At 69.1% G+C, this 12,027-nt stretch carries 11 protein-coding genes; 5 read left to right on the plus strand and 6 right to left on the minus strand.

Features of this window, described 5'->3' with window-relative positions:
* Positions 1 to 216 precede the first annotated feature (216 nt).
* Positions 217 to 927, plus strand: a complete 711-nt coding sequence (locus AB0Q90_RS25120) for a helix-turn-helix transcriptional regulator (protein WP_363161622.1) — start codon at positions 217 to 219, stop codon at positions 925 to 927.
* A gap of 122 nt (positions 928 to 1,049) precedes the next feature.
* On the opposite strand, the gene AB0Q90_RS25125 is transcribed toward AB0Q90_RS25120, so the two are convergent.
* The 4 genes from AB0Q90_RS25125 to AB0Q90_RS25140 all read right to left on the minus strand — a co-directional run bounded on the left by AB0Q90_RS25125 (position 1,050) and on the right by AB0Q90_RS25140 (position 5,199).
* Entirely contained in the window at positions 1,050 to 1,973 is a 924-nt protein-coding gene (locus AB0Q90_RS25125; RefSeq protein WP_363161623.1) for a squalene/phytoene synthase family protein, read from the minus strand.
* 23 nt (positions 1,974 to 1,996) lie between these two features.
* Positions 1,997 to 3,310 carry a hypothetical protein gene (locus AB0Q90_RS25130; protein ID WP_363161624.1) on the minus strand — a complete coding sequence of 438 codons (1,314 nt, stop codon included), beginning with the start codon at positions 3,308 to 3,310 and terminating at the stop codon, positions 1,997 to 1,999.
* A gap of 82 nt (positions 3,311 to 3,392) precedes the next feature.
* The gene (locus tag AB0Q90_RS25135) at positions 3,393 to 4,667 is read right to left on the minus strand and encodes an MAB_1171c family putative transporter (protein WP_363161677.1); all 1,275 of its coding nucleotides are present in this window, start codon (positions 4,665 to 4,667) and stop codon (positions 3,393 to 3,395) included.
* Positions 4,668 to 4,695: 28 nt separating this feature from the next.
* The gene (locus tag AB0Q90_RS25140; protein WP_363161625.1) at positions 4,696 to 5,199 is read right to left on the minus strand and encodes an ImmA/IrrE family metallo-endopeptidase; all 504 of its coding nucleotides are present in this window, start codon (positions 5,197 to 5,199) and stop codon (positions 4,696 to 4,698) included.
* Positions 5,200 to 5,670: 471 nt separating this feature from the next.
* Between AB0Q90_RS25140 and AB0Q90_RS25145 the strand changes: the two genes are divergently transcribed.
* Both AB0Q90_RS25145 and AB0Q90_RS25150 read left to right on the plus strand, forming a co-directional pair.
* Complete coding sequence (locus AB0Q90_RS25145) at positions 5,671 to 6,228, plus strand: PadR family transcriptional regulator (RefSeq protein ID WP_363161626.1); 558 nt, start codon at positions 5,671 to 5,673, stop codon at positions 6,226 to 6,228.
* A gap of 70 nt (positions 6,229 to 6,298) precedes the next feature.
* Positions 6,299 to 8,023 (plus strand): acyl-CoA dehydrogenase family protein, encoded by a 1,725-nt coding sequence (locus AB0Q90_RS25150; protein WP_363161627.1) that lies wholly within the window; start codon positions 6,299 to 6,301, stop codon positions 8,021 to 8,023.
* A gap of 74 nt (positions 8,024 to 8,097) precedes the next feature.
* Here AB0Q90_RS25150 and AB0Q90_RS25155 read toward each other — a convergent pair whose 3' ends face one another.
* Positions 8,098 to 9,306, minus strand: a complete 1,209-nt coding sequence (locus tag AB0Q90_RS25155; protein ID WP_363161628.1) for a DUF4241 domain-containing protein — start codon at positions 9,304 to 9,306, stop codon at positions 8,098 to 8,100.
* A gap of 91 nt (positions 9,307 to 9,397) precedes the next feature.
* Positions 9,398 to 10,234, minus strand: a complete 837-nt coding sequence (locus AB0Q90_RS25160; RefSeq protein ID WP_363161629.1) for an alpha/beta hydrolase — start codon at positions 10,232 to 10,234, stop codon at positions 9,398 to 9,400.
* A gap of 136 nt (positions 10,235 to 10,370) precedes the next feature.
* Between AB0Q90_RS25160 and AB0Q90_RS25165 the strand changes: the two genes are divergently transcribed.
* Positions 10,371 to 11,270 carry a helix-turn-helix domain-containing protein gene (locus AB0Q90_RS25165; RefSeq protein ID WP_363161630.1) on the plus strand — a complete coding sequence of 300 codons (900 nt, stop codon included), beginning with the start codon at positions 10,371 to 10,373 and terminating at the stop codon, positions 11,268 to 11,270.
* On the plus strand, positions 11,218 to 12,024 hold the full coding sequence (locus AB0Q90_RS25170) for a DUF4440 domain-containing protein (RefSeq protein WP_363161631.1): 807 nt from the start codon (positions 11,218 to 11,220) through the stop codon (positions 12,022 to 12,024). Before AB0Q90_RS25165 ends, AB0Q90_RS25170 begins: the two co-directional genes overlap by 53 nt.
* Positions 12,025 to 12,027 lie beyond the last annotated feature (3 nt).

The following is a 12,027-nucleotide window of genomic DNA, read 5'->3' on the forward strand; positions in this document are numbered from 1 at the left end:
GGTACGGCGAGACGAACGCCGGATGCCGCATCGCCGCGGGAGAGATCCTTGTCCACACCGACCTCGCTGTCAACAATTGTCCCCGCCGCCAGGGATCCAGCCGCGATGCGAGTACAAAAGTACTCGACTGTGTGGTGTCCATGAAACACCTGCGCGCTACGCTGCTGTCCGCCGCGGACGCGGAGTTGCGACCTCAGAGCAGGAGACCGCCCATACATGAACACTCCCCACTCACCTGAGGAGCGTGACGTCAAGGCGGCCATCGAGACGCTCAGAGACCAGGCGGCCGGGATGGGCGGCTCACTGGAGGAGTTGATCAACTTTGAGCGGATCACTCATCTGACGGCGATCCCGGAGGCTACGGTCCGCCGCCTGTTCGCGGGCGAGGACGTGAGCGAAGCGGAACTGAATCCCTCGTTCACGGAGCGCCTGCGCTTTCTTCATGAGACCCGGCGCCGGCCTGACGGTGCGAAGTACAGGATCTCGGAGATCGCGGAGGGCGCACAGGTCTCCAAGGAAGCCGTCAACAAGATGCTGAACGGCACACGCAAGGCGGGTCTCGACGTCGGCGCTGCCCTGGAACGCTTCTTCGGGGTGGCCCCCGGCTACTTCACCATGCGTGGAAGTGACGCCCTGCTCGCGGCCCTTGCGGAGATTGCCGAGAGCCTCAACTACCTCGCTCTGCTCAAGGGCGGAAGGGTTGAGCACTTGGCCCTGCGCGGGAGCCTCACCGCAGGCGACGACCGCCTGGCGCGCGAGCTGCGGCAAGCCTTGCAGAACGCCCTGGAATCGGAGCGGGCAGAGGATCCGGAGATCAGGGAGATCACGGCGACGGTCCGCGCGCTGCCCGCCGGCCGCCGCACTAGCGTCCTCGGCATCATCCGCAACGTCCTGGGCCTTGCCGGGTCGGACGGCAACAGTCCCTGAGGGGTTTCGACCCGGCCACCAGCGCGTCCCGCCCTCTCAGTGCCGCCGAGCCGCCTACCTCCACCGCAACGCTCGGCGGCACGCCCTGGGCCGGGGCACCTTACGCGCGGCGACCGCTGTCCTCAGCGCCGGCGCAGCCGCCGGGCCCGTACGGTCTGGCGGGCCAGGACCCGCACGGTTGCCACAACAGGTGGTCGTGCCCCGCCCGTGAGCACGGCGCCGCCCTTGCGCCGCAGGGCAGCAAGCCGCAGTTCCTGCACGGAGATCAGGGCCTTCACGAAGGGGCGGAACTCCGGCTCCACCAGGCCCGGAAGCGTCTGGCATTCCTGGAGGGCCTCGCCCGCGAGTCGCGCCTGGTCGACGACCAGCAGACCGACGGCCGGCGCATCGGGCGGCTGCCGTAGCAAGTGCTCAGGTTTCATGCCGTACTTGGCCAGTGTGACGTGCGGGATGCCGACTGCGCCTTGTTCGGCGTCCTCGCGCAGGTCCGTGAGGTGATCGATGCGCTGCCAGGCCTCGATCAGCTTGCGGCATGCCTGGTGGAAGGGCGCGTCCCGGCCGGACTCGGCGGGCGGCGCGAAGAGTGAGGCCGTGAGCATCAACGCAGGCAGGCAGTACTGGTCCACGTAGGCCTGGAAGTCGTCCTCCGTCTGGAAACCCGTCCAGGCCGCCTCGACCGATGCACCGTCGAGGAAGTCCGTCACCCGGGAAGCCAGTTGCTGGTGGCGCTGCACCGTGTGGGCCAGGGCCCGGAGCGTGGCATTGCCGGAGCCGTGGGTCAGCGCCTCCGCGACCTGGTCGGCCCATGAACGAAGGGCTTCCTGGCGGGTGTCCACATCCCCGGAGTCGATCAAGTCGTCCGTCTCGTGCATGAAGGCGACGGCTGCCACGACCGGCGGGTGCAGCCGCGCAGGCAGCAGCAGCCGTGCGGCGAGGTAGGCATGGGGATCGAACCGGCGGACGAGCCGGCGCTGGGCGTCGTAGTCCTGACGTAGCCGCGGATCACGGATGCCGGTGTGCGCCAGCGCTGTGGACCATCTGGTCACTGTTCTCCTGAAGGGCGGGGTTGTCAGCGGGCGAGAAGGTGGCGAGCCGTACGCAGCAGAAGGCGCGGATGGCTGAGCGCGCGCGGATGCTCAAGCATGTTGACGACGTCCATGAACACCCGGTTGATCTCCGGGTCGGTGATGGAGGCCTCGGCTATGCGGTCCGCGGTCCAGCGCAGCACCGGATAGGCGCGTGGGTAGGGGCCGGTCACGTGGGGCTGGGCCAGGTCCGCGGTCGTGCACAGTTGCCAGGCGGCGTTCACGACGACCTCGGCTCGCCGGAAATACCCCCGTGCGGGTTCATGAGGGTCGGCACCGGAGCGCAGATGCGCGGCGAGCGACGAGGCCTGGAGCGTTGCCAGGGTGAGTCCTTGGCCGTAGATGGGATTGACCGATGCCACGGCATCGCCGAGCGCCGTCAAGCCACCGGGGAAACGCGTCAGCGGGGTGAACCGGCGCCGCTGGCTCTCGCGGAAGTGGAATGTGCCGACGTCGCCGTCCCACTCGCAGACCCGGGCCACTTCCTGGAGGGGAGCGACACTCCGCCGCATCCGGGCGAGGAAGGCATCGGCGTCCCGGGACGGCCGGTGGCCGGCGTAGCCGGCGAGGACGACGGCCCACCGGTTGTCCTCGACGGCGGTAAGGGCGCCCGGCTCGATCAGCGTCGGCTGGTAGTTGGATGCAGGACCCGGAGCGGAGTGGGCGATCACGGTGTCCGGCAGCTCGCCGCCCCGGCGGAAGGAGGCGGTGGCGTACCCCAGATCGACCCTCATGCGCTCCACAGACGGGGCGGGCCAGCCCGCCTGCTCCAGCCACGGGCCGAGGCGGCTTGAGCGCCCCATGGCGTCGACGACGAGGTCGGCCTCCAGCTCATGCTCGGCACTGTCGCCGTCGGTACGGAACCGGACCCCCTGAACGCGGTCACGCGCCAGCAGCAGGCCGCTGCCCCGGCCGGCGACGAAGCGCACCTCGGGGAGGGAGCGAACGTGCCTGCGCACGATCTGCTCAAGGAAGGGACGCGTTGCGCCGATCATCTCGGCGTCGTGCACGGGAGCCTTGAGCACGCCGTCCACATAGAACTGGACGGCCGGCCCCTTGCCGAGCCGGGCGCCTCCGGCCACCAGGTCCTCGGTGATGCCGGGAAACCAGCGTTCCAGCTGGCGATGCCCCATGGCCAGCAGCGCATGCAGTTGCTGCCGGTGGGGAGCGCCGGGGCCGGTTCCCTCGGCGTCCAGGGAGTCCGGCTCCAGGACGACGACGTCTTCGGCGAAGTCCCTCAGCACTCGTGCCGCGAGCAGGCCGCTGAAACTTCCCCCGACAACAACAGCCCTGCGCACGCTTCTCCCCTCAGGGGCCCGCCGGGCCCGGCTCTGGTTCATTGGTACGCGCCTTCGAGGCGCAGCTGACCTCGGGCCGACCCTATCGGGCCGCCGCATCGGCCCGGGATGACGGTTCACCGTCCGTGCCAGGCGTCCGGATGACGTGCATCGAGGCCTGGACAAGGGGTGTTGACAGGGCACCCGCCACGCGGATCAGACGCGGCCGTTCCTCGTCGGCCGCCGTGCCCTGCCCGGGAAGCGTGTACACGGCCCCATGGGGAGGCGGGGCCGGCTGGACGGCGTCGCCGCTCTTCAAGCGGGCGACCTGGAGGCGGCCGACCGCGTGCTGCAGCCCCGCCGCCGTGACCGCGGCCTCCAGCTCCGGCGCCGGGAGACCTGTCGCGCTCAGCCCCAGCCTCTTGCGGACGGATTCATCCTCGACGGCCTCGCCGTGCAGGGCCTCAAGTGCCTTGGCGGCCTCATCCGTCAGCCAGGGCCGCAGCTCCCTGATGCCGTCGAGAATCTCGATGATGCGCCGGTGCAGGCTGAAGCGGACATTCAGGATTCGGTTCGGGCGGGCGCTGCCGGAGAACGCGACGCGTTCGTTGACACTGGCCACCACGAGATCCCACAGCGGTTCCAGGGCCAGAATGTCGCGCCGCTCACGCAGCCACACACTGATGGCCGCGCCGGACATGGCGTAGCAGATCCCCATGCACCCGACGACTCCGAAGCCCGAGCCGAGCACTCCGACCCCGTCGAGCTGGTGATATCCCAGGGCGGCCGCGATGATGGCGGGCGCCGAACAGGCCACGTAGCCGGACACGATGGCCATGCTGCGGCCGAACCACAGCAGAGCGTGCGCGATGCCCTCGTCGCTGGGCCGTGCGCGGCGCGAGCGGTACCACGTGTGCAGGGTTCCGCAGGTGAGCATCGTGAGGAAGACGGCCAGGAAGACCCACACGAAGGGCTCGTCCGACTGCTCCGTATTGAACTTCATAGGGTCGGCGGGGCCGTTGAGATCAGCGTTGAGGAACGCGACGGTCATCACCACGATGGCCAGGGCGTAGGCCGTCGACCAGCCGACGAGTTCGGCGCGTGCACCGTGCGGTCGATCCTTGCGGGTTGACGTCCAGATGATCGTTTGAAGCTGCGAGAGACCGAAGCAGAGCAAGATGGCCACGTAGATCGGCAGCGTGGCGAACCAACTCTGGCCGAACGCCGACCCGGTGGTGGTGTACCCGAGCGGGGAGGCCAGCACGTAAGTGGCGCCCGCGACGGTGAGGTTGGCGGTCATGAGGGCGAGTGTGGGTGTGGGCTCACGCCGGAAGGCGATGCCCTTCCACGCCGCCAGGAACCAGAATGCGGCAGCCATGAGCAGGTAGACGACGGTGACGGCGGACTCAGACACCGGTCCCCCTGCGGTGAGCGAAGGTGGCGGCCAGGCCGTCCTGGCCCTTACCGCGCCGGAGTGCGAGGTGACGGTCCAGCATCACCGTCGCGAAGGCCTCGACGCGGCGTTCCCCGTCGGTGGCGTAGTGCGATCGCCTGAAGATCCTGACGACGCCTTCGGGGTTGAGGGCCGGCGCGAACTGCTGAACCAGTTCCCTGCACACGGGGTCGTCGTCCGCGTTGCCTTGCGCGCCGCAGTCGTGTTCCCCGCCGTCCAGAAGAAAGTGCCCCAATTCATGGAGGATCGCATGGAACTGGGTCAGCTCGTTCGCTGTTTCGTCCACCACGATGCAGTCGCGCGCCGGGGTGGAAAAACAGAACGCGCTGACATCGGACGGCAATGGCTGAAACATTACTTTGATGGACCGCCCGCGCCGGGAGGCCACGACTTCCACCAGGCCGTCTATGTCCTCCACTCCCGACAGCCCGATGTCCTTGCGAATCGTCCTGGCCATTCTGCGCATCTCACGGTGGAGGGCAAGCTGCTCCCGGAGGACAGCCACCGGCCTGCGCAGCCGGGAAGCGGCAGGCGGCTCCTGGTCCGAATGTGCGTGGTGCGTCGCTCCGTTCACCTCTCGGACCTCCGGACCGTTCCGGGACCTGCGCCCCGGAAACTCACAAATCGCCAGTTCGGTAATTCGGCGGCGCACTCGCCTGGCCGACCGCTCCGGTTGGCGACATGGAATCGCGAACGGGGTGGGAGTGCCAGGGGGACGATACAGGACCGCAGTCCTGACCCGCAGATGACGATGTCGAACTGCGCCACATAACAAGTGAATCCACGCCGACGCAAAAGCCTCAATAAATGTCCGGTACGGACCGCACCACCGCAGCGCGGAGGGTGATCTGCGCCTCCCGCACCGGGTGAGCCGTGTCTCACCACGACAGCGTTGCTATGCAACTAGGTGCATAGGAGGATCGGGAACATGGCGCTCGACCACGCGATCCTCGTGTCCCTGCTGGAGAAGCCCGGCTCCGGCTATGAACTGGCCCGGCGCTTCGAGCGGTCCATCGGCTACTTCTGGACCGCCACCCACCAGCAGATCTACCGCGTGCTCAAGCGCATGGAGAGCGACGGCTGGGTCGACGTCCGGGACGTGCCGCAGTACGGGCGTCCGGACAAGAAGGAGTACTCCGTCGCCGGACCGGGACGGGACGCGCTCTCCGCGTGGCTTAACGAACCGACCGAACCCGAGAGCGTGCGGCACGACCTGGCGGTGAAGGTCCGGGGCGCCGCCTTCGACGATCCGGCCGCCCTGATCAGCGAGGTCGAGCGGCACCGGCAGGCGCACACGGACCGCCTCGCCCACTACCTCGCTGGCGAGACCCGCGACTTCGGACAACCCCCGGCCGACGGCCCGCTCGACGCCGAACGGGAGCTCCAGCACGTCGTGCTGCGCGGCGGCATCGCCTACGAGCGGATGATGATCACCTGGCTCGACGACGTCCTCGCCACACTCGCCCGATTCGACACCGGTCGCTGACCGGCCGAACAGGCCCCCGGGACCCGTACCCGGACCCACCCTCACCCCTCCCAGCCGAAAGGCGGCACTCATGGCCGACGCGCTGCTCTTCAACCCGCGGACCTACGACCCCGCGCACTTCGACCCGGAGACCCGCAGGCTGCTGCGTGCCACCGTCGACTGGTTCGAGGAGCGGGGCAAGCGCCGGCTGATCGAGGACTACCGGACCCGCGCCTGGCTCGGCGACTTCCTTGCCTTCGCCGCCAAGGAGGGCCTGTTCGCGACCTTCCTCACCCCCGCCTCCGTCGCCGCGGAAGGTGAGGGCGACAAGCGCTGGGACACCGCCCGCATCGCCGCACTCAACGAGATCCTCGGCTTCTACGGCCTGGACTACTGGTACGCCTGGCAGGTCACCATCCTCGGCCTCGGCCCCGTGTGGCAGAGCGACAACCCCGCCGCCCGCACCCGCGCCGCCGAACTCCTCTCCCAGGGCGAGGTGTTCGCCTTCGGCCTCTCCGAGAAGACCCACGGCGCCGACATCTACTCCACCGACATGCTCCTGGAGCCCGACGGCACCGGCGGCTTCCGGGCCACCGGCGCCAAGTACTACATCGGCAACGGCAACGCCGCCGGTCTCGTCTCCGTCTTCGGCCGCCGCACCGACATCGAGGGCCCCGACGGCTACGTCTTCTTCGCCGCCGACAGCCGCCATCCGGCGTACCACCTGGTCAAGAACGTCGTCGACTCCTCGAAGTACGTCAGCGAGTTCCGCCTCGACGGCTACCCCGTAGCCCCGGAAGACGTCCTGCACACCGGCCGCGCCGCCTTCGACGCCGCCCTCAACACCGTCAACGTGGGCAAGTTCAACCTGTGCACCGCCTCGATCGGCATCTGCGAGCACGCGATGTACGAGGCCGTCACCCACGCGCAGAACCGCATCCTCTACGGCCGCCCCGTCACCGCATTCCCGCATGTGCGACGCGAGTTGACCGACGCCTACGTCCGGCTCGTCGGCATGAAGCTGTTCAGCGACCGTGCCGTCGACTACTTCCGCACCGCGGGCCCCGACGACCGCCGCTACCTGCTCTTCAACCCGATGACGAAGATGAAGGTGACCACCGAGGGCGAGAAGGTCATCGACCTGATGTGGGACGTCATCGCCGCCAAGGGCTTCGAGAAGGACAACTACTTCGCCCAGGCCGCCGTCGAGATCCGCGGCCTGCCGAAGCTGGAGGGCACCGTCCACGTCAACCTGGCGCTGATCCTCAAGTTCATGCGCAACCACCTCCTCGACCCCGCCGCCTACGAACCCGTACCCACCCGCCTCGACGCGGCCGACGACACCTTCCTCTTCCGGCAGGGACCGGCCCGAGGCCTCGGCTCGGTACGTTTCCACGACTGGCGGCCTGCCTTCGACGCCTACGCCCACCTGTCCAACGTCGCCCGGTTCCGCGAACAGGCCGACGCGCTCTGCGAGTTCGTACGCACCGCCGCCCCGGACGAGGAGCAGAGCCGGGACCTCGACCTGCTCCTCGCCGTCGGCCAGCTCTTCGCCCTCGTCGTCCACGGCCAGCTCGTCCTGGAACAGGCAGCCCTCGCCGGCCTCGACGAGGACGTGCTCGACGAGCTGTTCGCCGTCCTCGTACGCGACTTCTCCGCGCACGCCGTCGAGCTGCACGGCAAGGACTCCGCCACCGAGGAGCAGCAGCTGTGGGCACTCGGCGCGGTCCGGCGCCCGGTCGTCGACGGAGCACGCTCGGAGCGCGTCTGGCAGCGCGTCGAGGCTCTGTCGGGGGCGTACGAGATGATGCCCTGACGCTTCGACACGGTCTCGCGCCGCTTGCGCGGAGTACAGCGCCCGCCGTACTCCGCGCAAGCGGATGCCGACCGCTAGAGGTAGGACGTGATGACCACCACCGAGACGAGTTCACCGGTGGCGGAGCGGCCGAGCCACACCGGCCACGTCCCGTCGCCCCCCGTGTAGAACGACACCAGGTGACCTCCGGTCTCCTCGTCGACGGTACGGAGGTAGCCGTCGCCGATGGATTCGCACGCGCCTCGATCCTGCGCTTCGTAGTAGCGCCGGACCTTCCCGGACAACGTCTCCCAGGCCGCGGCGTCCGCGAAGCCGCCGGCCGCCCCGTCGGTGCCGAAGCCGTAGGCGTGGCCGTCGAGGAGCAGACGGGGATCCTCGCCCTCGCTCAGCGCCAACTCCCAGGCGACAGCGGGCTCGTTGCGGATCAGAAGCCGTACAGCGGGCTCCTCGGTGACCGGGAAGCGTTTCCCGCCGTACTCGCCCTCGCCGACGACCACGGCCGTCTCCAGCGCGTATTCGCCGGGAGGTATGCGCTCGGCGAGTTCACGGGGCTCCTTGTCGCCAGGGTCCGAGACCGCCAGGCGCCCGGTCGGGAACCGCACCATGGCGATATGTCGCGGTGCGGCTGTCTCCGTCCCCTCCCAGGGCTCCACGGGGAAGGGATTGCCCGGCTGGAAGAGGTCGTTGACCGACAACTCCAAGCGCATGGGCTTCGGCGGACGCCACAGCGACGCGGGCTCATCGGCGGCAGCGTCAGCCACCTCCCGTGCCGGGCCGTCAGCCGACGGGGGCGAGGCGGCCGCCCGGACCCCGAACGCGGGCCGGTCGTGCCATCGTCGCCCCTCCGGCACATCGGCCAGTGTGTGGAACGACCCGCCGCTCTCGCCTTGCTCCTTGAGCATCTTCCGTCCCCTGTCACCAGGGAGGAGTTCCACCGTGAGCAGCCAGGCATCCGACGCCAGGTCCGGCTGCTCCGGTGAGGCATACCGTCGTTCCACGTACCGCCGCAGGAACAGACGGTCGTCCTCCAACAGCCGCAGGTCGACGTCGTGGGTGCGTCGCCCCAGCTCGTCGTAGACCCACTGCCCGACGAAGTGGTCATGCCAGGCGACCAGGTGCACCTCTGAGGGGACCGCGCGCCCAGGGACCCGGTGCAGCATCACATACGGATCCCCGGCACTGTCCCGTTCCACTGCCTCCGCCCGCGTCAACGGCCGGTACGCGCGGCGGGCTTCGGCGTCCCAGCCCTCGGCGTAGGAAACCGTCACCGTGTCCCTGCTCATGCCCCGCCCCTCGGCCCGACCCGTTGATCAATCTTCCGGCAGGGTAATCCCTGCCTATGACAGCGCTACGGGACGACGGTCCGGCGTCGGGTCACTTCCGCAGGAAGGCGAGGAGCGCCGCGTTGACCTCCTCCGCGTGGGTCCACAGCAGGCCGTGCGGGGCGCCCTCGATCTCTACGTAGTCGGCGGACGGAAGCGCCTTGTGGAACGGGCGCGCGGTGCCCTCGACGGGCAGGATGCGGTCGCCCGTGCCGTGCAGGATCAGGGCCGGCACGTCGATGGCCGGGATGTCGGCCCGGAAGTCGGTGTACCAGGTCGACGGCGCGGCAGCCGCGGCGAAGAACCCGCCGCCCGCGGCCACGTTCCAGCTGTTGCGGACGGCCTCCTCACTGATCCTGCTGCCGAGGTTCTCGTCGAGGTTGTAGAAGTCCTGGTAGAAGGCGGTGTAGTACGCGTAGCGGTCCGCCTTGACGGCCGCGACGACACCGTCGAAGAACTCCTTCGGGGCGACCCCGTCCGGATTGTCGTCGCTCTTGAGCAGGCAGGGCTCCAGCGAGGCCAGGAAGGCGACCTTGGCGACCCGCGCGGAGCCGTAGCGGGACACGTACCGGGCGACCTCGCCGGTGCCCATGGAGAACCCGACGAGGACGGCGTCGGTCAGGTCGAGGGTCTCCATCACGATGTTCAGATCGGCCGCGAAGGTGTCGTAGTCGTACCCGGTGGTCGGCTGGCTGGACTGTCCGAAGCCGCGGCGGTCGTAGGTGATCACGCGGTGACCGGCGTCGAGCAGCGCGGCGCTCTGCCGCTCCCAGGAGTGGCCGTCGAGCGGGAAGCCGTGGATGAGGACGACCGGCTGACCGGTTCCGTGGTCCTCGTAGTAGAGGTCGATGGTGGTGGAGTTCTCGTGGCCCACGGTGATGAACGGCATGCGCTGTTACCTCGTTTCCGAATGACTGTCAGGGAACTCGGCCACGCTAGGTCGAAGATCGCGCCGCCAGTTGTCGCGCAGTGCACAACTCCTTGCCCGCAGGCGCAGAGAAGGCTCGACTTGTACGCTTTTTGACATGGTGGAGCGGTGTGAGGAGTGGGTGACGGCCGCACCGAGCCCACCGCTACGGCCGTTCATCGAGCGCTACTGCGGCTACCGGCTCATGGGGTTTCCGCCGGCGCTGCACCGCGGCCTGCCATCGCGCCATATGACATTCATTGCCAGCATCGGCGACGACATCGACGTGGTGGCCCAGACGGATCCGGCACAGCCCCCGCAGCGCTACGGGTGCGTGCTGAGCGGCCTGCAGGCTTCGGCGGCACTGATCTCTCACCGCGGCGACCAGGAGGGAGTGGCGGTCGAGCTGACGCCGCTCGGCAGCCGGGCCCTGTTCGGCATGCCTGCGGGCGAGCTGTGGAACCTCTCGGTGGAGCTCGTGGATGTGGTCGGAGCCGCCGGCCGTGAGCTGTGGGAACGCCTGCAGGACACCGCCGGGTGGGAGCACCGATTCGCCGTCTGTGACGGCGTCCTCGGCCGCCTGGCCGGGGACGGCGCAGCGGCGCCCGAGCTCCGCTTCGCCTGGCAGACGGTGGTCGCCTCCCACGGCGAGGTGTCGGTCGGTGACCTGGCCGAGGAGAGCGGGTGGAGCCGGCAGCACCTCGCCCGCCGCTTCCGCAGCGAGTTCGGGCTGACGCCGAAGCTCGCGGCCCGGGTGGTGCGATTCGAGCGCGCCCAGCAGATGCTGCGGCACGCGCCGCCGTTCGTGTCGATCGCCCAGGTGGCGGCGGTGTGCGGGTACTACGACCAGTCGCACCTGACCCGGGACTTCGTGGCGCTGGCCGGCTGCACGCCGACCGAACTGATCGCGGGGGATGTTCCATCCGTCCAAGACAGCACCGGGGCGGAGGCGCATCGTCACCTGCATGAACGCAATCACCACGACAACAACCGTCTGGCCCTGCCTCACCTACCGTGACGCGCGCGCCGCGATCGCCTTTCTGACCGACGTCCTCGGCTTCCGGGAGATCGCGGTACACGCCCGCGAGGACGATCCGTCGATCGTCGAGCACGCCGAGCTCCGCGGGCCGCTCGGCGGTGGCGTGATGCTGGGTACCACCGCCAAGGACGAGTCCGCCTGGGGGCGACGCGCCCCGGGCAACGACGCGGTCTACGTCGTGTGCGACGAGCCCGACACGCTCTTCGAGCGAGCCGTCGCCGCCGGTGCCGAGATCGTTCGCGGTCTGGTCGACGAGGACTACGGCTCACGTGGCTTCACCGTCCGCGACACGGAGGGCAACCTCTGGAGCTTCGGCACCTATCGGGGCGAGGGCGCGGCACCCAAGGCCGATCGTGAGACCTTCGCAGCCCTGCTGGACGAATGGGCGGCCGCCGTCGTCGCCAACGACGCCGAGGCGATCGGACGCTTCGCCACTCCGGACTGGCAGTTCGTTGCCGGTAGCGGCATCACGTCGGGTTCGACGTTCCTCAAGCTGGTTGCCTCCGGTGACCTGACGCACGACGCCATGAACCTCGACGTGGAGCGGGTGACGTCGGTGTCCGATACAACGGTGCTGGTGACAACCCACGGCACCAACAGCGGTGTTTTCCGGGGCGAGCCGTTCACCGCGGACGAGTGGGCCACGGACGTGTTCGTATGGGACGGCGAGCGGTGGCGGTGCGCCCTGACCCAGCTGACGCCGGTCGAGGCGGCGAAGGCTGCGACCTCCTGACCC

Origin of the sequence: Streptomyces sp. NPDC079141 (genome assembly GCF_040686775.1) — a bacterium.
Classification (GTDB): Bacteria; Actinomycetota; Actinomycetes; order Streptomycetales; family Streptomycetaceae; genus Streptomyces.